Raw genomic sequence first — 24,226 nt, 5'->3', positions numbered from 1 at the left:
CTGCGCTACCCGTCTCACGCACACGCCGTACCCATTTGATCGCCGAGCTCGCCGCTACGCCAAAGCGTGCCGCCGCCGCATGGCAGGACATGCTCTCCTCCATCACCGCCGCTACAACCCGCTCGCGCAGGTCCATCGAATAGGGCTTGGCCATGCTAGCTGGCCTCCGATCTCCAGCCAGCATCTTGAATCAGAAAATCAGACCAAAGGGAATCCCATTTGAATCAGTCAAATGTCATCCCGCTCTAGCGGCTGCCACCGCTTCCGACGGTCGCCTTCGCAACGATAGCGCGATAGGCGGGGATATCGCGCTCGTAGTAAAACACGTCGGGGGCTTCGAAAGTGATCATGAAGAGTTTTCCGCCAATGATCGCCGCCGAAGCCTCACCCTTGCGTCGGACCTCCTCGTTCAGCCGGCTGAATGTGTACGAGAAGCGCACCCCCTTCTGGCCCAGAAAGATCGCCGGTTCGACCGAGTCGACCTTCATGAGTTGGGTATTGAGGGCGATGCTGTAGCTGTTCTCGAACAGCACCGGCAAATCCGTGAGCAGCATCGTTGACGAGAAGCGCGGCAAGGGCTTCGACCGTTTGTCGACTTCCCGGAACAGCGTACGGTCATTTTCAATACCGCCGTAGAAGGTCACATCGTTGAGCCCGTCGCCGTCGAGCGTCCAGGTTTCGGAATTTCTTCCGGGCCTGGCCCCCATCTTGTTCCATTCGCGATCGGGCGTGATGGTCAGCAGCGATTTCGCGACCGCCACCTTTGAGCCCAGGGAAATCAGCTTGTTGCCGGCGACGGCCGGCCCGGCCCCGAGCAACGCCAGTGCGACGACCGCCGACGAGATTCTGTACGTCATGTCATTGTTCTCACTGCAGAAGAGTAGAAATCATCGCTCGATCGGGAGCACCCGGCCTCATGTCGAGGTACTTTTTTAGGGCCTCGACGCCGGCTGGGTCGCGACTGCGCAACTGCGCGAGCCCGATGCCGCGATACGCATCGGCATTTGTCGGGTCCTGCAGAAGCGCATCACGATAAAATCCTATCGCGGACACCAGATCGCGGGGGTTTCCGCGGGCACGGTACAATTCACCACGCGAAAAGAGGAGATCCGCGGTCCATTGCGACCCCGCCAATTCTCCGATGAGATAGTCGGTCCCCTCAAAGTCGTTCAGCTTGAGTTGATCGGAGAGGAACTCGGGGCGCCAGGGGGCCAATGCCTCCCTGAAACGCTGGCCATCATCCTCGCCGACCTTGCCCATCGTCGCGGCGATACCGCGCAAATATGTCGCCCGCTCCAATGATGTGGGGTGCCCGGCGAAAAAGGCGACCCGGTCGTATCTGGTGCTTTGCTGCTTGCGTCCGTGAGCGGTAGCGTCCGCCTCGTCCATCAGGCGATCCCAGATATCGGCGAAGCAGCGTGGGTCGTAGACCGACGACTTCAGATACGCCATCGACATGAGGTCGGCTTCGCGTTCCTGGTCCCGGTTATAAGCATAGACCGATCCCACGGTGGACAGCTGGATCGACTGATAGGTGCGAACGGAGGAAGGAGAGCCATAGGTCACCGCAGCCGCGGCCCCCACTCCGGCCCATGCCGCGATATCACCAGCAGTCCGCCTGCGCTTATACCCCAACAGGCTGTGCCGCAGTTCGAAATGGCCGAACTCGTGGCCTAACACAGCGGCAAGCTCGGCCTCGTCACGGACCCGTAGCAGGAGCCCCGTGTTGACGACCAGGGTTCCATTGGGTGCCATCGACGCGTTGAAACTGGCGTCTCGTATCACATAAATACGCACGCCATTGCATCTCGCATCCCCAACCACACGACAGACGACGTCGCGCAAATATTGGTTGAGCTTCGTATCGTTGATGACGGCTTTCGAGTCGCGGAGTGCCCGTTCATCCTCGTCTGCCACCATCCAGACACCGCGCTCATCGACGCCTTGAGGCTGATAGGCACCGACATAAGGAGGCAAGGTCGGGATAGCTTCCTTGGCTTCGGCCGGAAGCGCACCGAGAACAGATGTGACCGCCAACAATAAGCGGAGCGGGTTCACCTACTTCGCTGCCAGTACAGGCCGCGGCGCGCTGCCCGGAAAGTCTTCGAGCAGCTGCGCCACGCGCTTTTGCGCCCCTTCCGGCGTTCGCACATCTCCGCCCATTGCCAGGTCGGCGTTGAGCCAAACCAGATCACCGGTACGAAGGTCGACTAGCCCGGCAAAGCCCTTGTGCTCACCGGATTTCACCGAAACATACGCCATCGCTGCAAAGAGCTGGAGAATCTTTCGACCCGTGGATCCATATTGGTCTTCATTGTAGATGAAGAGGGCATAGTCGGCGCCAGTATCCCTGGCGATATCGGCGACACCCGGCCCCATCGTCCATTCGAAGACGCCTTTACGCTTCTTGGTCGGGAGGCGATTTCCAGGGAAGAATTGATATTGGATGACGGAATCGGCCAAGACCGAGAACAGGGCCTGGTAGTCTGCCATCACTTCGGCGGAACGACCGATCGGCTCTTCGACCAGAATCACCTCGTTGCCGAGGTTCTTTTGAGCAACAGCGAGCGCAGACCCGATATTTTCCTTGGCCTGAGCCGTCCAATCCGCATTGGGTTCGAACATACCGCCGGTGGATTGAGCGCCCACCTTTATCGTCGGCCGTATGAGAAGAATCTTGGCGGATTTTTCCTTGAGAACAAAGCCTTCCTTTGTCCCGGACTTTTCCTGCGCCTGTGCCGAGGACATACCCATAGCACATACCAAAACCGCCAAAGCGGCTGCGACTACACCACGCAACATTGCATCCCCCCGGGTGCCGCACTCTCCCCCGAGGTGCAGCTATGCGGGTATTTTCACATCATTCCGAGTGAAGCAAGGTTCTATTTATACCCAACTTACTCCATTGTGGAGCAAAATATCGCGCTCAGCCCAACGCCTTTTCAGCAGGTCGTTGACCACGCCGGGATTGGCCTTGCCGCCCATCGCCTTCCTGCTTGGCGGGCGTGCCCGACAGCGTCCCGTCGGCGACGAGGAAAGATTTACGCCGGGACAGGGTTTCGCAAAGGGGCGATCAAGACTGGCTTGTGTCCGTTTCGACCAGAACGATGCACGGGCGCCCGCGAAGTAGATCAACTCTGCCCGGACTAAGCGTCTGTCTGAAAATGCGCCGGTACCGGCCTACGAAAATTCGCACTTTCGCGCAGTTTCAAAAACACACTAAGATCGCTTGCGGGCTATCTCGGCACTCTCGCTCTTTAGCGGCCGCGAGACTGGGCATACCTCCTGCAAGAAGCCGTGCAGCGTGTTCGCCAGGTGATCGTCCACCAGTCGGTAATGGACGAACTGCCCCCGTTTCTCACTCGCGATCAGGCCCGCATTTTCCAGCACCGACAGATGCTGCGATACAGCCGGCTTCGACATGGCGAAACGAGAGGCGATCTCGCCCGCCGTCAGTTCGGCATGCGCCAAATAGGCCAGGATCTTGCGGCGATTGGTTGAGGCCAGCGCTTCGAACACTCGTTCCATACCCATCCCCATAGTCCGAAACGCGCTTGCCCGCGACAAGGAAATCTGCAATTAGCGAAATCTGTAATTAGGTAATTACTTAATTATATGTCGCGAGGCCATAATGCACGATCCGCACGAGGTACACCGCCTGGTCCCCGATCCCCTCGCCGACCCGCGAACCGGCGCCGTGCGATGGGATCCGACCCACTCGGTCTGGAACGGCAGCATGATGGCCGCGACGGTCGTCCTCGGCCCACTCACCCTCACGCCCGGGACGGTGGCGGTGTTCGTTCTGACGACCGGCGCCGGCCTGCTGCTCGGCCATTCGGTCGGATTCCACCGCCGCATGATCCATGAGAGCTTCGACTGCCCCTTGTGGCTGGAACGCGTACTGGCGTGGTTCGGCACGACAGTGGGCATGAGCGGCCCCTTCTGGATGATCCGCACCCATGACCTGCGCGACTGGGCGCAGCGCCAGAGCGATTGCCATCCCTATCTTTCGCATCGTCGGTCGATGCTGGTCGATGCATGGTGGCAGCTCCATTGCCGGCTGGAACTGGCGCACCCGCCGCGTTTCGATCTCGGGCGGATCGGGCGCGATCCCTTCTACCGCTTCCTCGAGGCGACCTGGATGGCGCAGCAACTGCCGATCGCCGCCCTGCTATGGCTTGCCGGTGGATGGCCGTTCGTGGTCTGGGGTGTCTGCATACGGATCTGCGCGTCGGTCCATGGCCATTGGCTGGTCGGCCATCTCGCCCATCGCCGCGGCCCGCAGCACTGGATCGTGAGTGACGCTGGCGTTCAGGCCCATGACGTGCCTTGGGCCGGGCTGATCACCATGGGCGAGGCGTGGCACAACAACCACCACGCTTTCCCCGGATCGGCACGAATCGGCCTCTATCCAGGTCAGAGCGACTGGGGTTACCGTTTCATCAAACTGCTGGAACGGGTCGGCCTTGCCTCGAATATCCGCACACCGGATATTCTACCCCCAAGGCCGACGCTGAGACGAGCCTAGCCAAGCGCCTTCTTCAGCAGGTCGTTGACCACGCCAGGATTGGCCTTGCCGCCCATCGCCTTCATCGTCTGGCCGACGAAGAAGCCGAACAGCTTGTCCTTGCCCGAGCGATATTCGGCGACCTTGTCCTCGTTCGCGGCCATCACGTCGGCGATGACCTTCTCGATCTCGCCGGTGTCGCTGGTCTGCTTGAGGCCGCGTTCCTCGACCACCGTGCCGGCGCCCTGGCCGGTTTCCAGCATGATCTCGAACACCTGCTTGGCGAGCGTGCCCGACAGCGTGCCGTCCGCGACGAGGCCAAGCAGTTCGCCTGCCTGGGCCGGGGTGACCGGTGATTCTTCGATGTCCTTGCCGATGCGGTTGAGCGCACCGAACAGCTCCGACGTCACCCAGTTCGCGGCGGCGACCGGCTTTGCGCCGGTGTCGAGCAGTGCGTCGAACCAGCGCGCCGCTTCGACCTCGGCCGTCAGGACGGCGGCGGCATAGGGCGTGATGCCGAGCGATTCGTAGCGGCGACGCTTGGCGTCGGGCAGTTCGGGCAGGCTGGCGCGGCATTCCTCGAGGAACGCATCGTCGAGTTCGAGCGGCAACAGGTCGGGATCCGGGAAGTAGCGGTAATCATGCGCATCTTCCTTGGAGCGCATCGACCGGGTCTCGTTCTTGTCGGGATCGTAGAGACGCGTCTCCTGGACGATCCGTTCGCCGGCCTCCAGCGCGGTGACCTGGCGGAGCGCTTCCTGCTCGACGACCGCCATCACGAAGCGGACCGAGTTGACGTTCTTCGTCTCGGTACGGGTGCCGAGCGGATCGCCGGGCTTGCGCACGCTGACATTCACGTCGGCGCGCATCGAGCCTTCTTCCATATTGCCGTCACACGAGCCGACATAGCGCAGGATCGAGCGCAGCTTGCGCAGATAAGCTCCTGCTTCGGCAGGAGACGTCATGTCCGGGCGGCTGACGATCTCCATCAGCGCGACGCCCGACCGGTTGAGGTCGACATAGCTCTGGGTCGGATGCTGATCGTGCATCAGCTTGCCGGCATCCTGCTCGACATGGATGCGCTCGACGCCGATGCGCTTGGTCGCGTCGTCGGGGTTCTTGTCATCGAGGCTGATATCGATCGCGCCCTCGCCCACCAGCGGGTGGTAGAGCTGGCTGATCTGATAGCCCTGCGGCAGATCGGCGTAGAAATAATTCTTGCGGTCGAACCGCGACCATTTGTTGATCTGCGCGTCGATCGCCATGCCGGTGCGCACCGCCTGGCGGATGCACTCGCGGTTCGGCACCGGCAGCATGCCCGGCATCGCGGCATCGACCAGCGAGACCTGCGTGTTGGGTTCCGCGCCGAACGCGGTCGCCGCGCCCGAGAAGAGCTTGGCGTTGGAGGTCACCTGCGCATGGACTTCGAGGCCGATCACGACCTCCCACTCGCCGGTGGCGCCACGGATGCGATAGGTTGAAGTGGATGCGTCAGCCATGTTCGGTCTCGGGTGTGATGAGGGTGAGTTCGGGAAAATAGGAAGAGAAACGTTGCCTGTCGCGCGTCAGGAGCCTCGCGCCAAGTGCCGATGCGTGTCCACCGATCAAAAAATCGGCGAGGATCGATCCGTGCCTTCCGCCGGACCGGCGATAAAGTTTATGCGCCAATCCTGCCCGAAAGGCGGCGGCGGCAGGAATCTCTCTCAACGTAATCCCCACGTCTTCGAAATAGCGCAACCCTTCCTCCAGGCTGCTAAAATGCGTGGCGCATTCGGCAAGAACGATCACGTCCGCGATCAATCTGTCAGCGGCGATCCCTTTCAGTACCTCGTCGCGCGACCATTGCGACCAGTTCGAATCTTCCTCGAGCAGATCGATGATAACGTTGCTGTCAACGAAGATCATGCGTCGGGCAAAGGATCGGGCACCGGTTCGCGAATCTCAGCCATATATGCATCGGTGTCCTGCCCAGTTCGCAGATGCTTATACTTCTCGCGGACGCGGTTCAGGTTCGCCACCGCGGCCCGATATCTCTTGTCATAGTCGTCTGTCCGCGCGCCTTTACGGATCACCGCCTCGCCCTGCGTGTTCCAGTCGAATTCGACGGGCTCACCCGGCTTGAGGCCAAGCGCGTCGCGAACGTCCTTCGGGATCGTCACCTGGCCTTTGACGGTCAAATTGCTCTGCTTGCTCATGGGCGCGGTATTACCATTTTCAGGTAATACCGTCTACCACCACGCCTCGGGCCGCGCGACGAAGCCGGCGCGCTCTTCCAGCGCCAGACCCGCATTCAGCACGCCCTGCTCGTCGAGCGGCTTGCCGATGATCTGCAGGCCGAGCGGCAGGCCGTCCTTGTCGAGGCCGCCCGGCACCGACATCGCCGGCAGGCCGGCGAGCGAGCTGGGCACCGTGAACACGTCGTTCAAGTACATCGCGATCGGATCGGCGTTCTTCTCGCCCAGCGCGAAGGCGGCGGAGGGCGCCGTGGGCGTCAGCAGCAGGTCGCAGCTTTCCCACGCCCGTTCGAAATCGCGTGCGATCAGCGTGCGGACCTTCTGCGCCTGGGTGTAATAGGCGTCGTAGAAGCCGGCGGAGAGCACATAGGTGCCGATCATGATGCGCCGCTTCACCTCGTCGCCGAAACCGGCCGCGCGGGTCGCCGCATACATTTCCTGCAGGTTCGCGCCCTCGGGCAGGTCACGCAGGCCGTAGCGCACGCCATCATAGCGGGCGAGGTTGGACGACGCCTCGGCCGGGGCGATGATGTAATAGGCCGGGAGAGCGTATTTCGTGTGCGGCAAGGAGACCTCGACGATCTCGGCGCCGGCATCCTTCGCCCAGTCGATGCCCTGCTGCCACAGCGCCTCGATCTCGGCCGGCATGTTGTCGACGCGATATTCCTTGGGGATGCCGATGCGCTTGCCGGCGAGGCTGGCGGAGAGGCCGGCCTCCCATTTGGGCACCGCGAGATCGAGCGAGGTCGAATCCTTGGGATCAAAGCCGGTCATCGCCTCGAGCATGATCGCGCAGTCGCGCACGTCGCGCGCCATCGGCCCTGCCTGGTCGAGCGACGACGCGAAGGCCACGACGCCCCAGCGCGAGCAGCGGCCATAGGTCGGCTTGATACCAGAGATGCCGGTGAACGCCGCGGGCTGGCGGATCGAGCCGCCGGTGTCGGTGCCGGTCGCTGCGGGACAAAGGCGCGCCGCGATTGCCGCCGAGCTGCCGCCCGAGGAGCCGCCCGGCGCAAGCGGCGCGTTGCCGCCGTCCGCACGCCGCCAGGGCGAGATGACATTGCCGAAATAGCTGGTCTCGTTGGACGAGCCCATGGCGAACTGGTCCATGTTGAGCTTGCCCAGCATGCCCGCGCCGGCATCCCACAGCTTGCCGGAGACGGTGGACTCGTATGGCGGCGTGAAGCCTTCCAGGATGTGGCTCGCCGCGGTGGAGGCCACGCCCTTGGTGCAGAACAGGTCCTTCATGCCGATCGGCACGCCGGCCAGCGGCTTAAGTGTCTCGCCCGCCGCGCGCGCCGCATCGGCCGCGTCGGCCGCCGCAATGGCGTGGTCAGGGGTCTCCACCAGGAAGGCGTTGAGCGCCTTGGCCTTGCTCACCTGAGCGACGAACGCGTCCGCCACTTCGCGTGCGGAGAAACTGCCCTCGCGCACGCCGTCGCGGATCGCCGCGACGCCAAGATCAGTCAGCTGGCTCATTCGATCACCTTCGGCACGGCGAAGAAGCCATGCTCCGCCGCTGGGGCATTGGAGAGCACCGCATCGCGCACATGGCCGTCGGTGACGACATCGTCGCGCAGGCGCAGATGGTTGGGGATGACGGCGGTCATCGGCTCGACCGACGATGTGTCGACCTCGCCGAGCTGCTCGATCCAGCCCATGATGTTGTCGAGCTCCGGCGCGATGCGCGCGGCCTCTTCCTCGGTGATCGCTATGCGGGCAAGGCTCGCGATCTTCTTCACGGTTGCGATATCTACGGACATGGCCGCGCGGCTAGCAGAGCGCGGCCAAGGGGCGCAACCAAAACGCGCAACCAAAGGCTCCGGGAGCGGATGGTTATTCGAACGGATCGCCCACCGGCACGTCGCCGACAAACACCTGGCGGCGCGGGACGGTGCGGATTTCGACCTTGCCCGCCGCCAGCGCTCCCTTCAGCGCGGCGCGCGCCGCGGCATCCGGCCGTGCCGCTTCTCCCTCGCCGACCGCTTGCCATTCGGCACCCGTCAGCCGGTAGCGGATCACGCAGGACTCGCCCGTGGTGACGATCGGGGAAACCCCTGCCCCCGGTTCGGCGGCGATGCGATCAATGCAGCGATCCTTCACCAGGACGGCGGTGGTGTCGCCCGCCCTGTAGAGCAGGGTGCAGCTATCCTGGCGGCCATTGCCGCATCCCGGCCAGTCCGTCAGCTTGCTCTTCAGCGTATCGGGCACCACGCCGCCCGCCGGCACCACGCGCAGGCGCCTGTCGAGATCGGCGTTTTCCTTCGAGGTGCGATCGATGTCCGTCACCTTGTAGCGGTTATCGGCCGCCGCAGCACGGCGCGCCCGATCCGCGATCGCGGCGTTCTTCGATCCGGCAAGCCGCTTTAGCGCGACCTTGCCGGGGTCGCCGAAATCGAACGCGAGCGCCGCCCAGTCGAACCGGTCGGGTGCGACCTTGCCGGATTCGAGCCGGGCGACCTGATCCCGGGTGGAGATCGCGTTGAAGCTGAGGATCGGGGTCGCCAGAAACAGCACTACGCCCGCGACGATGAACGCCATGTGCAGGTTTGCCGGCCTTACCCTCGCCGCCCAGTTCCAGCGCCCACGCACCAGCGAGACGAGATAGGCGATGCCATAAGCCGTCGCGAGGATGACGAAGACGAGCGCCCAGAGCCGGTCGGGCGTAAAACCATATTGGCCGATGCGCAGGCCGGTCGCGACGGCGGCGATCACCGCCAGCGGCAGGATCGCAAGGCCGAGCGCCATCGCTGCCCAGCGCAGCACCGGATTGGTCGATTCCTCGTCCTCGCCATTGCCGATCACTGCATTGGCCAGGATCAGCGCGCCGATCGCGCAGCACAGCAGGATCGGCGTCGTCGCCTTGGTGGCCTGCCACAGCGCGCCGAGCCCGGTGAAGGGCAAGGCCAGCAGAAACAGCAGCAGTCCGGCGCCCAGCACCGGCGCGAGCACGGCGAGCACCGCCGTCACCACGCGCTGGAGCAGCCGCACGATCCGATCGCACTCGCGGAACAGGCCGAGCGCCCCGCCGAACGCCGCGCCGGCCAGCCCGGCGGCGAACCAGTGCCGTTCCAGCATCTCGCGTACGAAATGCAGGCCGATCAGGTCGAACAGCGCCGACAGCAACCAGGCGAGCGCGAAGACGATGCCGACGAAGATCCAGCAGGCGAACCACAGCACCACATTGGTCCAGGCATGGCCATGCACTTCGGGATAGGGGAAGCGCCATGCCCCCTCGTCGCGTGCCGTCTGGAACAGGGGAACGGCAATCGCGATCGCGAGGAACAGGCTCGCATAGCGCCAGTTGCCGAAATCCGACCAGCCGTCATTGCCGCCGTTCCAGTGATAGATCAGGCCCGCCGCCGCTCCGGCGAGCACCGCAAAGCCGACTGCCCAAGGCAGCCGGACCCGCTCCACGCCGAAACCGAACGTGATCGCGCCGGTGCCGATCGCGACCGACAGGGCGATTCGCCAGCTTTCGAGGGGCAGATACGGGCTGCCGGTATAAGGGCCGCGATCGAGCAATTGCTGCATGAGGATCGCCGCGACCGCACCGATCACGGCAAGGATCATCGGCCGCAGGCGCCAGCTTCCCTCCGGCCCGTCGCCTGTTTCCATCGCCCGATCGGTCATTCCCGTTCCCCTCTTCTGAACATAATGAGCGCAGGACCGAAGCGGATTGCAAGCGCGGCCTTCCTGCGGCATCCGCTCCCCGCACCGCTTCCCTCTTGGAGACCACAGGCCTTGGCCCGGAAATTCCTCTATGCCTTCGCCCTTCTCATCATGCTGGTGGTCGCCGGCGGCTTCGCCTTTGCGCTATTCGGCACGCAGCTGATCCGCTGGTCGAAGATCCCCTCCGCGCCGTTCGAGGTGCAGGCGCCGGTCAAGGCCGCCGCCTATGCCGATCCGAAGATGTGGATCGCAAGGCCGGATCGCGCAGGCAACCCTGCCCTCTGGACCCCGGAGGGCTACAAGCCCGCCGCCGCGCCGGAGGCTGCGATCTTCTTCATCCACCCGACATCCTACATCAACGCGGCGCATTGGAACGGCCCGATCGACGACCCCGAGGCGAATGCGGTCGCGGAGCTGTTCCTCCGCGCCCAGGCAAGCGCCTTCAACGAGGTCGGCGCGATCTGGGCGCCGCGCTATCGCCAGGCGACGTTCGGTGCCTTCCTGACCAATCAGCCGGAAGCCGGAAAGGCGCTCGATCTCGCTTATGGCGATGTGACGATTGCCTTCGACCAGTTCCTGAAGGAGGCCGGTGACCGGCCGATCATCCTGGCCGGCCATAGCCAGGGCGCGTTCCATCTGAGCCGCTTGCTGCGCGACCGGATCGCCGGCACGCCGCTCGCGAAGCGGATCGTTGCGGCTTACGTCGTCGGCTGGCCGGTGTCCAAGACCGCCGACCTGCCGCGCATGGGCCTGCCCGAATGCCAGGCCACCGAACAATCGGGGTGCATTCTCTCCTGGCTCAGTTTCGCCGAGCCGGCCGATCCCTCGCTGATCTTCGAGACGTTCGATGCGACGGCGGGCCTGACCGGAGCGCCCCGAAAGGACACGGCGATCATCTGCACCAACCCGATCAACGGGACGGCGGGGGCCGCAGCGCCAGCGACGGCCAATCTCGGCACGCTGGTTCCGGCCAAGGATCTGGCCAGCGCCACGCTCGTGCCGGGCCAAGTTCCGGCACGGTGCGAGGGGCGCGGCCTGCTGATGATCGGCACACCACCCGATCTCGGCAACTACGTGCTGCCGGGCAACAACTACCATGTATATGATTACAGCCTGTTCTGGGCGAATGTCCGCGCCGATGCCGCACGGCGAGTTGCTGCGTTCAAGGCACAGGCACAATGATCACCACCGAGCGCGCCATCTTTCGAGAGGCGCTCCCCACCGGGGGCCGGCTGATCGGCCTCGATGTCGGCACCAAGACGATCGGCACCGCGCTGTGCGACGCGGGATGGAGCTTCGCCAGCCCTGCCCTGCTGATCCGCCGCACCAAGTTCCAGAAGGACAAGACCGCGCTTGTCGCGCTGATCGGGGAGCAACAGGTGAAGGGCATCGTCATCGGCCTGCCGCTCAACCTGACGGACGGCAGCGAGAGCCCGCGCAGCCAGTCGAGCCGCGCCTTCGCCCGCAACATGGAAGATATCGGCCTCCCGATCTTCCTTCAGGACGAGCGCTGGTCGACCCAGGCGGTGACGCGCACCCTGATCGAGCAGGACGCCAGCCGCGCGAAGCGGGCGGAGCTGGTCGACAAGATGGCGGCGGCGTACATCCTGCAAGGCGCAATCGACGCGCTGGTGAGCGCCTAGGCTCCCAGGCCCGCCCTTAGCCCATGCCTCGCCGCCAGCGCGCATAACGGGTTGCGAAACGTCACGTCGCGGTCATACTGACAACCATGTCAGCAAACCACCCCGCCAATGGCAGACGCGAATGGCGGCGCGGCTGGCCCATCGTCGCCGGATCCGCCGCGATGTTCGCGACCGGACCGGGGCTCTACCAGAATCTGTCGAGCCTGTTCGTGCCCGGCCTTCAGGACAGTTTCGGCTGGTCGCGCGGCGACATCTCGACCGCGGCCGGTGTGGGACTGCTCGGGGCGCTGGCCGCCCCGTTCGTCGGCCGGCTGGTCGACCGGATCGGGGCGGTACCGATCCTGATCGTATCGGCGCTGATCCTGGGCGGCGCGCACGCCTGGCTGTCGACAATGACAGGTGGCCTGTGGCAGTTCCAGATCGGCGTCGGCCTGCTCGCCCTGTCGGCACCCGGTATCGGCGCACTGGTATTCGGCCAGTTGATCGCACGCCGGTTCGACGTGCACCGCGGGTTCGCGCTCGGCATCGCCACCGCAGGCCTGTCGGTCTCGACCCTGTTGCTGCCGCCGCTGATCGCCTGGGTGATCGCCGGGTCGGGCTGGCGATCAGCCTATCTGGTGCTGGCCGGCATCGCTCTCCTGGCCGGATTGCCGCTCGTCCTGCTGGCGATCCGCGCGACCCGGCTCGAGCCGATCAGCGTCACCGGCGTGCTGGTGCCGGAACGTTCCGGCGTGGCCGCCCGCGCGGCGCGTCGTACCGGGATCTTCTGGCGGCTGGCGCTCTCGATCGCTCTGGTCAACGCGGCGACCATCGGCTTCGTCACGCAGCTCGTGCCCTTCGGCATGGATCGCGGCCTGGGGGCTGGCGGCGCAGCCATGCTGGTCTCCGCCTATGCCCTGTCGCAGGTGGCCGGGCGGCTCGGCATGGGGGCGCTGATGGATCATTTCCCCGCGAGCCGACTGGCCGCGATCGTCAGCCTCGCCTCTGCGGCGGGTTTCGCCGTGCTGTTCAGCGACAGTCCCGGGCTTGCGGTTGCGCTGGCGGCGGTATTCTTTGCCGGCCTGATGAACGGTGCCGAGCAGGATCTGCTACCCTATCTCGTCTCCCGCCTGTTCGGTCTCAGAGCCTATGGCGAGATTTTCGGCAGCCTGTTCATGCTCTCCCTGTTCGGCACCGCCATCGGCGTCGTCGGCTTCGGGCGCCTGCACGATGCGACCGACGGCTATCAGACCGCCCTGCTCGCTTCAGTGATCGCGATGCTCATGGCCGCAGCCCTGCTCGCGTCGCTGCGTTCGACGATGCAGAACGAAACGGCCGAATCAGACGGAGCGCCCGGCCTTGGTCTCCATGCCGAACAAGGCCTGTAGGGTTTACACCGTTCGTTTCGAGCGAAGTCGAGAAACAATGATGGAGCGCCAGGCCAGGTTTCTCGACTTCGCTCGAAACGAACGGGGTGGAGTTCCAACCCGGGCACGCGACGATATCGGCCAGGGTGCTCAGGAGTCGGTCGACCGATCGTTTTTCGACGGATGCAGCCCCTGCACCGGCGCGCCGATCACCCGTCGCCGCTCTTCCTGCGCCCGGCGCAACACCTCGCGCGGCGAGCTGAAATAGGCGCCTGGCGTAGTGCCCATGAATGCCTTGAAGTCGCGGTTGAAGTGCGCCTGATCGTAATAAGCGGGGTCGATAAGCTCGGTCAGTGGCCGATCGAGCGAATCGCGGACGGCACCGAGCGTGCGCAGAAAGCGCTGGCGGCGCAGCAGCCGCTTGGGCGTAAAGCCGAAGACCCGCAGGCACAGGCGGCTGAGCTTGGCCTGCTGCATGCCGAGTTGCTCGGCGAATTCGGCGACATCGCGCGCCGAACCCGAGACGAGCACCTCATGTGCCTTGAGCGCCTGCGGGCTGCGCTTGCCGCCGCTCCTCACCCGCCGGACCAGCGTATCGTCGAGCAGGGCCACGCGCGCCGCATCGTCCTCGCAGGCGCGAAGCGATCGGGCCAGGTCGTCGCCGTTTGCCCCCAGCGCATCGCCCAGCGGCATCACCTTGTTCGCGATCGCACCGGCATTGCCGCCGATCAGCCTGACCCAGCCCAGCGGCGTCAGCCCGACGCCGAGCAGGCCGCCGGCCGGGCTCGAAAATTGTCGGGTGCGGTCGGTCGGGCCGAACAGCGCCGGCGCCATGGCGGGGACCATCGCCCCCGTCTCCAGATCCTGGATGTCCCAGCTACCCCACAGGATGAACCGGATGTTCGCCCATTCCGGATGCAGAAAATCGCACAGCGAGCCGGCCGATTCCACGATGACATAGGCGGTGACCAGATCGCGCAGTTCAGGCGCAGGCAGATGAAACCGCACCTGGGGCACGGGCCAGCCGGGGGCCGCCCTTGGATGATCCATCGTCACTTTCCCCACCCAATCCGCGACCCGGATTTACCATGATCCTACACGGCAAGCACCTGAGGTCGAGGCCATTTCGTGCCAACACGAAACAGCCGATCTGGACCCTGTCGGGGTGGCGGCACGGGCAGTATCGGATATCATCACCGCAGTTTGCCGGGGGGCCTCAACTTATGCCGTCGATCATCGGAATCCCGTCTTTGCGGCCTGTCACCGCCGCTGTCGTGCTCGCCCTACTGAGCGGCTGTGCCACCGGCGGCGCGGGCCGGCCAGACAGCGCCTCGGCGAGCACCCGGTGCGACGCCCAGTCGATCTCTTCCCGCCCGGGACGTATCTGGTGGAAGGATCAGCGCTGGCGCTACGCGACCGATGCGGAAGCGACCACCGCCTATCAGACGATCGCCTCGGGCAATGATCCCTGGCCCAACTGGTTCATCCCGAACGAGACCCAGCTTGCGGTCGGAACGCGTTTCCAGATGGCCATCGCCAAGGGCCAGCCGGAAACCAGCCCGGGCGGCTATGGCACGTTCGACAATATCGAGAGCGTTCGCGACGTGCGCCTCTATCTCGCGGTCCAATATGCCTGGAAACCGGAGGTCGACCGGGTCGTCACCTATGAGGTGATCAAGCCGCTGCCGGTGAAGATCGGCCCGATCGGCCCGCAGGCCGATCCGCACGGTTGCGCCTGGCTGCCCGGCCGCTGGTCGCAACTGCAGATGACGGTGCCCTCGGCAAACCGGATCGAATATCTGAAGGTCCTGGTAGTGCGACCGATCAGGTGAGCGCCGCGGTCAGACGCGCGGATCTTCCCCGTAGCGGTTCCGCCCCTTGTTGCCATCCTGGACGAGTTGGACAACCAGCAACGCGAGCGACGCGAGATAGAGGATGTTATTGAGGAAAAGGAGCCCGAACAGTCCCATATCGGGCTCCCCGGTCGCACCGAACTGGCTGAAGACAACCCGCATCCCCGCCATTCCCGACGCCAGGAAGAAGAGCGGGACCAGCGCCCAATAACCGCCTCTGCCACGATCATGCAGCCGCCGGGTTACGGCCGCTGCCAGCAGGACGACGACGATGACGGCGACCACCAGCACACCGCTGATCAACCCGCTGACATCCGGCATCAGTTCGGGATGATTGCCGTGGATCGAGATTGAATAGCTACCAGGGCCGGTGACGACATCGGCCTGATCGGGATGCTCCGCCGCGAATCTCTGCATCTTCGCCATGGTCGCCGCCATCATCGGTACGAACAACATGCCGCCCGCGACCAGCGAGGCGCCAATGACGACCGCGGCATAGGACCAGAATTGCGATAGCGTGTCGCGCCCGGAGAACCGCAGGATATTGCGCACGCCGCGCCCGACCATTCCCAAAAAACCTGCCATTACCGCCCCCTCGCTGCGTGCCGCACCTCTATGATGCGTCTCCGCCCCGGTCCATTGGCGACTTGTCCACAATCACGATTGCCGGACCGCTTGCGCGCTGCCCCTGCCGCCGTTACCGAACCCCTTTAATGCCAGCATCAGATCATCGCCCCGCGACCCTCATCAAGGGCAGCGCCGTCTTCCCGCACCGGCACCTGACCGGAATCGACGGATTGCAGCCGCACGAGATCATGTTCCTGCTCGACGAGGCGGAACAATGGGTCGATGCGAACCGCAGCCGCGCGAAGAGCGACAAGCGGCTCGAAGGCCTTACCCAGATCAACGCGTTCTTCGAGAACAGCACGCGCACGCTCCTGTCGTTCGAGATCGCGGGCAAGCGCCTCGGTGCGGATGTGGTCAACATGCATGCCGCCCAGTCATCGGTGAAGAAGGGCGAGACGCTGATCGACACCGCGATGACGCTCAACGCGATGCGCGCGGACGTGATCGTCATCCGCCACATGAGTTCGGGCGCGGTGCGGCTGATCGCCGACAAGGTCGACTGTCCGGTGCTCAATGCCGGCGACGGCAGCCATGAACACCCGACCCAGGCGCTGCTCGACGCACTGACCATCCGCCGCCGTCGCGGGTCGGTCGCGGGACAGCGCGTGGTGATCTGCGGCGACGTGCTGCACAGCCGGGTCGCGCGATCGAACATCCTCTCGCTGACCGCGCTCGCCGCCGAGGTCCGCGTCTGCGCGCCCTCCACGCTGATGCCCGCCGCGATCGAGCGCATGGGTGTGACGCCCTTCACCGATTTCGACGCGGCGCTGGACGGCGCCGATGTGGTGATGATGCTGCGCCTTCAGACCGAGCGCATGTCGGGCGGATTCGTCCCCTCCATGCGCGAATATCACATGCGCTACGGCCTCACCCTCGATCGCCTCGCCCGAGCCAGGCCCGACGCGCTGGTGATGCATCCCGGCCCGATGAATCGCGGCGTCGAGATCGATTCGAACGTCGCCGACCATGTCGATCGTTCGGCCATCACCGAGCAGGTCGAAATGGGCGTGGCGGTACGCATGGCCTGTCTCGACGTGCTGACACGACGAGCCCGCAAGGTGGAGGGCTGGGCATGATCCGCGCTTTCTCCAATGCCTCGCTTGCCACGGCGCCGGCGGACGGCACCGCGACGCTGGTGATCGATGCCGAGAAGATCGTCTCGATCGGCCGTGACGCAGCGCCCGAGGGTGTCGACGATGTCGATTGCGGCAAGCTCGGCCGCTCGGTCATGATCGCGCCCGCGATCATCGATCTCGGCGTCTTCGCGGTCGACAAGGCAGCCTGCCGCGCGGGCGGCATCGTGCGGGTTGGGCTGATGCCCGATCAGTCGCCGGTGCTCGACGATCCCGGCATCATCCAGCGTGCCGCCGACATGGGCAAGCCGGACATCTGGGTCCATCCGATCGCCGCCGCGACGCGCGGCCTCGCCGGCACGGACCTGGCCGAGATGGCGATCGCGCGCGATGCGGGCGCCCGCGCCATCGCGACCGGCCGCCGCTGGATCGCCGATTCAGGCGTGATGCGGCGCGTGCTTGCCTATGCGCGCGACTGCGACCTGACCGTCATCACCCATGCCGAGGATGCCGGACTGGTCGGCTCGGCCGTGGCGACCGAGGGCGAGACCGCGACCCGGCTCGGCCTGCCCTCCGCCCCGGCCACCGCCGAGGCGCTGGCGATCGCACGCGACCTGCTGCTCGCCGAGGAAACCGGCGCCCGCCTTCATTTCCGCCAGGTGACGACGGCGGCGGGCTTCGACCTGGTCCGCCGCGCCAAGCAGCGCGGACTGCCGGTGACCTGCGGCATCACGCCGGCGCATCTGTTCCTGTCCGACAATGCGATGAGCGATTTCCGCACCTTTGCGCATCTGTCCCCGGCGCTGCGCAGCGAAAGCGACCGCAAGGCGGCGCTGGCGGCAGTGGCCGACGGGACGATCGATGTGCTCTGCTCGGGCCACGATCCGCGTGGCCCTGAGGAGAAGCGCCTGCCCTTCGCCGATTCCTCGGCGGGCATGGCGGGCGCCGAGACGCTGCTCGCCCTGTCACTCGGCCTGGTGCGCGATCAGGTGATCGGGATCGACACGCTGTTCGCGCTGCTCGCGGCGAATCCAGCGAAGATCCTCGGGCTCGATGCCGGCAAGCTGGCGGCAGGCGCGCCCGCCGACTTCATGCTGCTCGACTGGGAAGCCCCGTGGCAGATCGACACCGATCGTATGGTCGCCAAGGCGGGCAACACGCCGTTCGACAAGCTGCCCGTGCAAGGCAAGGTGCTACGCCTGTTCAAGGGCGGCACCGAGCTTCGCTAGAACGCCCTGCTAAATCCGACCCGTCGGACGCGCTGCTTCGATTCTTCTTTTTGCTTCCCCGGCGAGGCCGGGTTCCGGTTGGGAAGGTCGAGAAAACGGAGCGCGACGACGATCATCATCGTCCCCCAACTGGACCCCGGCCTTTGCCGGCGAGCGTTTAGAAGCCCGCTGGAGTGGCAGCGCGTCGCGCAAAAGGAGACGGCGGGGATTGCTCCCCGCCGCTCAATTTTCCTCTACACCAGCGGCTTTAGCCGCCTGGCAATGCCTCAGCGCGACGCCATCTGGCGGCCGGCCGGACGTGCCCAAAGGGCGACCTGGTCGCCGGCATGGGCGCGGACGAAGCAGGTGCCGCCTTTCGCCTTGTAGCTCTGGCACAGTGCCACCGCCTCATTGCGGGCGAAACCGCCCACCGACAGGCGATAGAAGCTACCGGCGCGGGACGAGATGTTCATGCCCGACGGCGTCTGGCCGACGAAATTGGCGTTGCGGCGGACCGCACGATTCCAGGCGTCCTTGGCGACGGCGGCGTTCTCGAACGCGCCGAGCTGGACGAAATAGCTGCCCTTGCCGGCCGCGCGGGCCATTTCGGGCGCGGCCGTAGCTGGCGCAGCGACCTTGGCAACGGCCACCCGCACCGACGGCTTCGCGGTCGGGTTCGACGGCAGGCGCTGCACGACTTCCTCACGCGGCCCGAACGAGACGCTGGCGAAGGCCGGCCCGGTCGCCGGAGCGACCTCGACCGGTGCGGTCGCGACCGCGGTATCGGCCATAGGCACCGGCGCTGCCTCCGGAGCAGGCGTCGCCATCTGCTGCGCGACCTGCGCCGCATTCTCCGCCTGGCCTGGCATGAAGGCATCGACCGGGGCGAGAACGGCGGCCAGCGCAGCGCCCGACGACGCGTTCAGCGCCAGCGCGACAGGCTGGCCGGGATCACGCACCGGCGTGACGCCGAGCAGCGCGGAAACCTGATCATAGGCTGATTTCGGGCGGGCGAATTCGGCCCATTGCATGATCCGGCTATCGACCTCTGACGGTGCCAGGTCGATGGCGGCCATGGTCTTCGCGTCCTGCCAGCGGCCGGCAAGGGCGAGGCTCAGCGCGAAGTTCTGGCGGGTCTTGGCATCGGCCTGGGGCGTGCGGACGGCGGCATCGAGCAGTTCGACCGCGCTCGCGGGGTCACCGGCCAGCGCGATCGCCAGGCCGCGGTCGCTGACCGGGATGATATCCTTGTGCGCATCGAGAGTCTGGCGGGCCCCGCCCCAGTCGCCCGTGGCGATCTGCGCAAGCGCGAGGTTGAGCGGCAGCTTGCCGTTGGACGGATCGAGCGTCATCGCATCGGCAAAGGCCTGACGCGCCGAGTCGAAGCGGCCTGCGCGCAGATAGCTGTTCGCCAGCAGCACGCGGAAGCTGGTCATCTGCGGACGCAGCCCGACGGCTGCCTCGGCATGGATCACCGCCTGCTCGCCCTTGCCCCTGGCAAGCGCGGCGCGCGCCTTGTCCGCTTCGGCTGCCGCCTTGCGCTCGGCCTTCGATTCGTCTCGCGCACTGGCAAAGGCCATGCCGCCATGCGAGGTGACGCCGGCCAGTGCCCCGCAGGCAACGAGTGCGGTAAGCCCTAGAGTGACGATCGCCCGGGTCTTCATCGAAATTCCCCTATTCGATTCAACGTGTTGCTCTCGGCGGCAACTGGCGCGCCAGCTCTTCCACCTCAGGCAGGGATTGAAGGAAAGTGTCGAGCGCCTGGGTCACCAGGACCTGGGCGGAACAATTGTGCAGCGCACTCGCCAGGCGAAGACGCAGATGGCGGTCCTGATCGAGCCGAAGCGTGAAGGCGACCTTGCCGCGCTTCGCCATCGCCTCGCGCCCGATCCCCGCGGCAGTGGCCGGCGAGACCGTGGCGACGGGGGCGGTCAAGGCATGGACGACGGGCGCCGGCTTGAACACGGGTTCGGGGTCGGTCGGAGCCAGAGGCTCTGACTCGTAAGCCTCGGGCTCATAAGCCTCGGGCTCCCGGGCCTCTTCCGGCTCATGGGCCGGTTCGGCATCATAGGAGCCTTCGAGCTGAATCGCGCGCGACTTGAGCAACGGCTGCGGCGATTCGAATTCCTCCTGCAGCGCCTCGCGCTGGCGAAGCACCGGCGGAACGGCGGCGGGCGGCGCATAGACCGGCTCGGCACCATGGCCTTCCGGATGGCCCATATCGTTCCAACCGAGATCGTCCTGCGTCCCGGTGAAGGAACCGAAGCCGCCAAAGCCCTGGGGGCGCATGGCGGGGCGGGCCTGTCCCTTGCGGGCAAGCAGTGTCGAGGAGAGCGACGCGAGCGGCTTTGGCTGTCCGGACATCGTCATCGGATCACCCCACCACGCGGCGGCCGAAGCCACCTGCTACGGGGCGCTGCGCGGCATAGCCATTGGAGGTTGCCGGTGCGGCAAAGACGGTGCGGCGGAAATTCTTCTCGAGGCGGTCGGAGATATAGGTCCAGAGCTGCTGGATCTCCTGGCTCGACCGGCCCTTGACGTCGACTTCCATGACGGTGCGGCCGTCGATCATCGAGGCGGCGAAATCAGTGCGGTGATGAACGGTGATCGGAGCGACGGTGCCGTGCTGCGACAGCGCGACCGCCGCTTCGGAAGTGATCTTGGCCTTGGGCGTTGCGCCGTTGACCACGAACAGCAGCGGCTTGCCGGCGCGTTCGCACAGATCGACGGTGGCGCCGACGGCGCGCAGGTCGTGCGGAGACGGTCGGGTCGGGATGACGATCAGCTCGGCCACCGCGATCACGCTCTGGATCGCCATGGTAATGGCCGGCGGCGTATCGATCATCGCCAGGCGGAAGCCCTGCTGACGCAGCACCTCCAGATCGGCGGCGAGCCGGGCGACCGTGGTCTGGGCAAAGGCGGGATATTCGCTGTGCCGTTCGTTCCACCAATCCGATAGCGACCCCTGGGGATCGATATCGATCAGCACGACCGGACCGGCCCCGGCGAGCTGAGCCTGGACGGCCAGATGCCCTGACAAGGTCGTCTTGCCGGATCCGCCTTTTTGCGATGCCATCGCGAGAACGCGCATGTGCCCCTTCAACTCCCGCTATTCGAGGCGGTTGAATGCCATGCGACACGTCAAGAAGCGGTTAACGAGACGGAGACGCGGCAAGGTTCCGTCCCCAAACGGTATTTCGTCCCTAACGAAATCTTTGCCAAATCCCCGTTAGAGGGCATTATCACCCCCAAATATTATCACCCCAAGTAGCGTAGCGGGGATGGGAGACATCATGCGCAAGGCATTTCGGCCGGCGGCTCTTGGCCTTGCCGGTATCTTCATGGCGATCACGGCACCGGCATGGGCCGACGTCAAGGCGGGCGTGGACGCCTGGGGTCGCGGCGAATATCGCAAGGCAGTCGACGAGTGGCGTCCCGCGGCGGTCGCGGGCGACGCCGATGCCCAGTTCAACCTCGCCCAGGCCTATAAGCTCGGGCGCGGCGTGCCGGTCGACATGGCGATGGCGGAAAGCTGGTATCGCAAGGCGGCGCTTCAGGGGCAGATCGAGGCCGAGGCCAATTACGGCCTGATGCTGTTCCAGAACAACAAGCGCAGCGACGCCCTGCCCTGGCTCGAAAAGTCGGTCGCACGCGGCGAGCCCCGCTCGCAGCTCGTGCTCGGCACCATGCTCTATAATGGCGACGGCGCCGCGCGCGACTGGCCTCGCGCCTATGCGCTGCTCGTCCGCGCCGCCGCGCAGGGCCAGCCCCGCGCGTCCGAAGTGCAGGCGCAGATGGACCAGTATATCCCGGCCAATGATCGCCAGAAGGGCCTCACCCTTGCGCGCCAATATGAGGCGGAGGCGAAGCGGCCGGTCCTGCCGCCCGAGATCACCGGCCAGGGCAATCAGGTCGCCATGAAGGGCACCGATCTGCCGCCGTCTTCCTACGACCAGAATCGTGGCGCTCAGCCGAATGTCGGTGCCACGCCGTCCTTCACCCCGCCCGCCCCGACGGTCGGCCGGGTTCCAACCCGGCGCACGCCGCCGCCTCAGACGGTAGCGGCACAGCCTGAGCCGGCGCGCGAGCGCACCCCGGTCGCCGGCCGCGGCTGGCGCCTGCAGTTCGGCGCCTTCCGCGACGAAGGCAATGCGACGACGCTGTGGAACAAGCTGAAGGGCCAGGTCGGCGCGCTACGCGGGCTACAGCCCTTCCTGGTCCGGACCGGCACGCTGACCAAGCTCCAGGCCGGCCCCGTCGCCTCCTCCGCCGAGGCGGCGCGGATGTGCGCGGCGGTCAGGCCGACCAAGACACCCTGCGTTCCGATCGCGCCGTGAGGCCGCCGATCGGGCCAGCTTTAGGCTGAAGCATGAACGCCGACGATCAAGCCGTCGGCGATCCACTGGCCGAGCAGCGCGCCGGCCCGGGCGATCCCATCGCCGTCTCCCCAAGAGGCGACCATGTGTTCGCACAGCACCGCGAAGGGCATGCCGCCACGCGCCCATGAGAGGGCCTGGTGCTCAACCTGATCGATCGCGCGGAACCGCGAGACCTGATCGTGTCGCCAGACGAGGATCGCGCCTGGTTCGGCAAGCAACTCGGCCGGTGGTGGCACCTCGCCTTCCGTGAGCGCCGACCAGAGCGCCGGGGCGTTGCTGGTCAACGCACCCAGATCGAGCGTCGGCGTGAAGGCGAGCACGGCGCAGTCCCAGTCGATATCGGTCAGGTCGGCGGTCGACAGCGCCGGGGCGTCGGGCGCGACAAAGGCCTCACCGAGCGCGCCTTCAATCCAGGCGAGCTCGGCCACTTCCGGGTCGTCGGGATAGAGCAGGGAAAGCGTCGCCAGGAAATCGCGGGGATAAGCGTCGAGCGTCCAGCTGCTCGGCGGCACCCGGTCGATATGGAGAGCGGACGCCCGGTCGAATGCCTCGTCCCCGATCCAGTCGCGCGTGCGGGCGAAGCTTTCGGCCAGGYAGGCGACGAGCTGCGCGCGGTAATTGTTCAGATGGACCCGCAGGCCCGGCACGACGCCATCGCCGAGCCGCATGGCCGCCGGCCGGTCCTCAGCGACCAGCCAGGCGCGCATGTCGCGTTGCAGGGCGAGCAGGCTCATGCCGCGGCCTGCAGCGCCCGGTCGCCGATGCGGCGCGCGATCGCCAGCTCGGCGAGCAGATCGGCGAGCGGGGGAATGGCATCGTCGCGCTCGATCATCGCCGCCACCGGCCCGAGCCGCGGCAGGACATGGGCGTAGAGATCCCAGACCGAGACGGGCACCGGCTGGTCATGGGTGTCGATCAGCAGCTCGGTGCCCTGGCTATGACCGGCGAGATGGATCTGGCACACCCGCTCAGCGGGAATGCCGTCGAGATAGGCGATCGGATCGAAGCCATGATTGGTCGCGCTGACGAAGACGTTGTTGACGTCGAGCAACAGCCCGCAACCCGTCCGCTGGCAGAGCGCGCCCAGGAATTCCCACTCGGTCATGTCGGCATCGGGGAAGTCGATATAGGTAGACGGGTTCTCGATCAGCATCGCCCTGCCCAGCATTTCCTGCGCGCGGGAGACATTGGCGACGACCAGATCGAGCGCTTCGCGCGTATAGGGCAAGGGCAGCAGGTCGTGGGAATTGAAGCCATCGATCCGCGACCAGCTCAGATGATCCGAGACGAACAGCGGCTCGATCTCGTCCACCAGCTGCCGCAACCGCGCGAGATACGCGCCATCAAGGCCGTCCGCCGATCCGATCGACATCGAGACGCCGTGCAGCGCGACGGGATAGCGCGCACGCACCTCACGCAGAATCTGGCGCGGCCTGCCGCCGGAGACCATGAAATTCTCCGAGATCACCTCGACGAAATCCACGCCGACGCGGTGTTCGAGGAAGTCCGCATAATGTGGCTTGCGCAGGCCCAGGCCGTGGCCAGAGAAATGGGGGATCATTGAAACGCCTCTCCCATGATCGACGCGAATCCCGCCCTTTTTTCTTCCCCGGCACAGGCCGGGGCCCGGTTGGGGAACAGAAGGCAACGAGCGCTTCGTGTCATCACAAAAGCCTTTCCATCT

At 65.6% G+C, this 24,226-nt stretch carries 25 protein-coding genes and 1 pseudogene; 8 read left to right on the top strand and 18 right to left on the bottom strand.

The annotated features are described in order from the left end of the window. From AC1DT7_RS07735 to AC1DT7_RS07715, 5 genes and pseudogenes are all read right to left on the bottom strand, one after another. Window positions 1-154, bottom strand: a pseudogene (locus AC1DT7_RS07735) (IS630 family transposase); the annotation flags it as partial. Between the two features lie 91 nt (window positions 155-245). Beyond that, window positions 246-857 carry a hypothetical protein gene (locus AC1DT7_RS07730; protein ID WP_478035347.1) on the bottom strand — a complete coding sequence of 204 codons (612 nt, stop codon included), beginning with the start codon at window positions 855-857 and terminating at the stop codon, window positions 246-248. A gap of 10 nt (window positions 858-867) precedes the next feature. After that, entirely contained in the window at window positions 868-2,058 is a 1,191-nt protein-coding gene (locus AC1DT7_RS07725; protein ID WP_478035346.1) for a M48 family metalloprotease, read from the bottom strand. Beyond that, a complete protein-coding gene (locus AC1DT7_RS07720) occupies window positions 2,059-2,802 on the bottom strand; it encodes a hypothetical protein (protein WP_478035345.1) in 744 nt (247 codons plus the stop codon). A gap of 417 nt (window positions 2,803-3,219) precedes the next feature. Further along, window positions 3,220-3,528, bottom strand: coding sequence for a metalloregulator ArsR/SmtB family transcription factor (locus AC1DT7_RS07715; RefSeq protein WP_478035344.1), 309 nt, complete (start codon window positions 3,526-3,528; stop codon window positions 3,220-3,222). A 103-nt stretch (window positions 3,529-3,631) separates the two neighbouring features. On the opposite strand from AC1DT7_RS07715, the gene AC1DT7_RS07710 reads away from it, so the two are divergent. Further along, entirely contained in the window at window positions 3,632-4,528 is an 897-nt protein-coding gene (locus tag AC1DT7_RS07710; RefSeq protein WP_478035343.1) for an acyl-CoA desaturase, read from the top strand. Here the strand turns inward: AC1DT7_RS07710 and gatB are convergent. The 6 genes from gatB to AC1DT7_RS07680 all read right to left on the bottom strand — a co-directional run bounded on the left by gatB (window position 4,525) and on the right by AC1DT7_RS07680 (window position 10,374). After that, window positions 4,525-6,006: an Asp-tRNA(Asn)/Glu-tRNA(Gln) amidotransferase subunit GatB gene (gene gatB, locus AC1DT7_RS07705; protein ID WP_478035342.1), complete on the bottom strand. Its 1,482-nt coding sequence runs from the start codon at window positions 6,004-6,006 to the stop codon at window positions 4,525-4,527. The two genes, AC1DT7_RS07710 and gatB, sit on opposite strands and share 4 nt — an antisense overlap. After that, on the bottom strand, window positions 5,999-6,412 hold the full coding sequence (locus AC1DT7_RS07700; RefSeq protein WP_478035341.1) for a type II toxin-antitoxin system VapC family toxin: 414 nt from the start codon (window positions 6,410-6,412) through the stop codon (window positions 5,999-6,001). The genes gatB and AC1DT7_RS07700 overlap by 8 nt, the downstream gene beginning before the upstream one ends. Next, a complete protein-coding gene (locus AC1DT7_RS07695; RefSeq protein ID WP_478035340.1) occupies window positions 6,409-6,684 on the bottom strand; it encodes an AbrB/MazE/SpoVT family DNA-binding domain-containing protein in 276 nt (91 codons plus the stop codon). Before AC1DT7_RS07695 ends, AC1DT7_RS07700 begins: the two co-directional genes overlap by 4 nt. A gap of 51 nt (window positions 6,685-6,735) precedes the next feature. After that, window positions 6,736-8,220, bottom strand: a complete 1,485-nt coding sequence (gatA, locus tag AC1DT7_RS07690; protein WP_478035339.1) for an Asp-tRNA(Asn)/Glu-tRNA(Gln) amidotransferase subunit GatA — start codon at window positions 8,218-8,220, stop codon at window positions 6,736-6,738. Next, window positions 8,217-8,504: an Asp-tRNA(Asn)/Glu-tRNA(Gln) amidotransferase subunit GatC gene (gatC, locus tag AC1DT7_RS07685; RefSeq protein WP_478035338.1), complete on the bottom strand. Its 288-nt coding sequence runs from the start codon at window positions 8,502-8,504 to the stop codon at window positions 8,217-8,219. The genes gatA and gatC overlap by 4 nt, the downstream gene beginning before the upstream one ends. 73 nt (window positions 8,505-8,577) lie before the next feature. Next, on the bottom strand, window positions 8,578-10,374 hold the full coding sequence (locus tag AC1DT7_RS07680; RefSeq protein ID WP_478035337.1) for a DUF4153 domain-containing protein: 1,797 nt from the start codon (window positions 10,372-10,374) through the stop codon (window positions 8,578-8,580). Window positions 10,375-10,485: 111 nt separating this feature from the next. Here AC1DT7_RS07680 and AC1DT7_RS07675 point away from each other — a divergent pair, with 111 nt between their 5' ends. The 3 genes from AC1DT7_RS07675 (at window position 10,486) to AC1DT7_RS07665 (ending at window position 13,423) form a co-directional block, all read left to right on the top strand. Beyond that, entirely contained in the window at window positions 10,486-11,595 is a 1,110-nt protein-coding gene (locus tag AC1DT7_RS07675) for a DUF3089 domain-containing protein (protein WP_478035336.1), read from the top strand. Then, on the top strand, window positions 11,592-12,056 hold the full coding sequence (gene ruvX, locus AC1DT7_RS07670) for a Holliday junction resolvase RuvX (protein ID WP_478035335.1): 465 nt from the start codon (window positions 11,592-11,594) through the stop codon (window positions 12,054-12,056). The genes AC1DT7_RS07675 and ruvX overlap by 4 nt, the downstream gene beginning before the upstream one ends. An 86-nt stretch (window positions 12,057-12,142) precedes the next feature. After that, on the top strand, window positions 12,143-13,423 hold the full coding sequence (locus tag AC1DT7_RS07665; RefSeq protein WP_478035334.1) for an MFS transporter: 1,281 nt from the start codon (window positions 12,143-12,145) through the stop codon (window positions 13,421-13,423). A 129-nt stretch (window positions 13,424-13,552) separates the two neighbouring features. Here the strand turns inward: AC1DT7_RS07665 and AC1DT7_RS07660 are convergent, their stop codons facing one another. Continuing rightward, a complete protein-coding gene (locus tag AC1DT7_RS07660; RefSeq protein ID WP_478035333.1) occupies window positions 13,553-14,452 on the bottom strand; it encodes a helix-turn-helix domain-containing protein in 900 nt (299 codons plus the stop codon). Between the two features lie 173 nt (window positions 14,453-14,625). Here AC1DT7_RS07660 and AC1DT7_RS07655 point away from each other — a divergent pair, with 173 nt between their 5' ends. Continuing rightward, on the top strand, window positions 14,626-15,234 hold the full coding sequence (locus AC1DT7_RS07655; RefSeq protein WP_478035332.1) for a hypothetical protein: 609 nt from the start codon (window positions 14,626-14,628) through the stop codon (window positions 15,232-15,234). A 9-nt stretch (window positions 15,235-15,243) separates the two neighbouring features. Here the strand turns inward: AC1DT7_RS07655 and AC1DT7_RS07650 are convergent, their stop codons facing one another. Continuing rightward, entirely contained in the window at window positions 15,244-15,840 is a 597-nt protein-coding gene (locus AC1DT7_RS07650) for a DUF805 domain-containing protein (protein ID WP_478035331.1), read from the bottom strand. Between the two features lie 128 nt (window positions 15,841-15,968). Between AC1DT7_RS07650 and AC1DT7_RS07645 the strand changes: the two genes are divergently transcribed. Both AC1DT7_RS07645 and AC1DT7_RS07640 read left to right on the top strand, forming a co-directional pair. Continuing rightward, entirely contained in the window at window positions 15,969-16,958 is a 990-nt protein-coding gene (locus AC1DT7_RS07645) for an aspartate carbamoyltransferase catalytic subunit (protein ID WP_478035330.1), read from the top strand. After that, window positions 16,955-18,184, top strand: a complete 1,230-nt coding sequence (locus AC1DT7_RS07640; protein WP_478035329.1) for a dihydroorotase — start codon at window positions 16,955-16,957, stop codon at window positions 18,182-18,184. The genes AC1DT7_RS07645 and AC1DT7_RS07640 overlap by 4 nt, the downstream gene beginning before the upstream one ends. Window positions 18,185-18,450: 266 nt before the next feature. On the opposite strand, the gene AC1DT7_RS07635 is transcribed toward AC1DT7_RS07640, so the two are convergent. The 3 genes from AC1DT7_RS07635 to AC1DT7_RS07625 are packed head-to-tail and all read right to left on the bottom strand — an operon-like array spanning window position 18,451 to window position 21,254. Next, on the bottom strand, window positions 18,451-19,827 hold the full coding sequence (locus AC1DT7_RS07635; protein ID WP_478035328.1) for an SPOR domain-containing protein: 1,377 nt from the start codon (window positions 19,825-19,827) through the stop codon (window positions 18,451-18,453). A 19-nt stretch (window positions 19,828-19,846) separates the two neighbouring features. Next, window positions 19,847-20,533, bottom strand: coding sequence for a hypothetical protein (locus tag AC1DT7_RS07630; RefSeq protein WP_478035327.1), 687 nt, complete (start codon window positions 20,531-20,533; stop codon window positions 19,847-19,849). A 4-nt stretch (window positions 20,534-20,537) separates the two neighbouring features. Beyond that, a complete protein-coding gene (locus tag AC1DT7_RS07625; RefSeq protein WP_478035326.1) occupies window positions 20,538-21,254 on the bottom strand; it encodes an AAA family ATPase in 717 nt (238 codons plus the stop codon). A gap of 202 nt (window positions 21,255-21,456) precedes the next feature. Between AC1DT7_RS07625 and AC1DT7_RS07620 the strand changes: the two genes are divergently transcribed. Further along, window positions 21,457-22,500 (top strand): SPOR domain-containing protein, encoded by a 1,044-nt coding sequence (locus AC1DT7_RS07620; protein WP_478035325.1) that lies wholly within the window; start codon window positions 21,457-21,459, stop codon window positions 22,498-22,500. Window positions 22,501-22,520: 20 nt separating this feature from the next. Here AC1DT7_RS07620 and AC1DT7_RS07615 read toward each other — a convergent pair whose 3' ends face one another. Further along, entirely contained in the window at window positions 22,521-23,276 is a 756-nt protein-coding gene (locus AC1DT7_RS07615; protein ID WP_478035324.1) for an HvfC/BufC N-terminal domain-containing protein, read from the bottom strand. After that, the gene (bufB, locus tag AC1DT7_RS07610) at window positions 23,273-24,103 is read right to left on the bottom strand and encodes an MNIO family bufferin maturase (protein WP_478035323.1); all 831 of its coding nucleotides are present in this window, start codon (window positions 24,101-24,103) and stop codon (window positions 23,273-23,275) included. The genes AC1DT7_RS07615 and bufB overlap by 4 nt, the downstream gene beginning before the upstream one ends. Window positions 24,104-24,226: the final 123 nt, after the last annotated feature.

This window comes from Sphingomonas sp. P3_C6 (assembly GCF_056402595.1).
The sequence above is the reverse complement of the archived record's forward strand: the minus strand, read 5'-3'. Positions and strand labels throughout refer to the sequence as shown.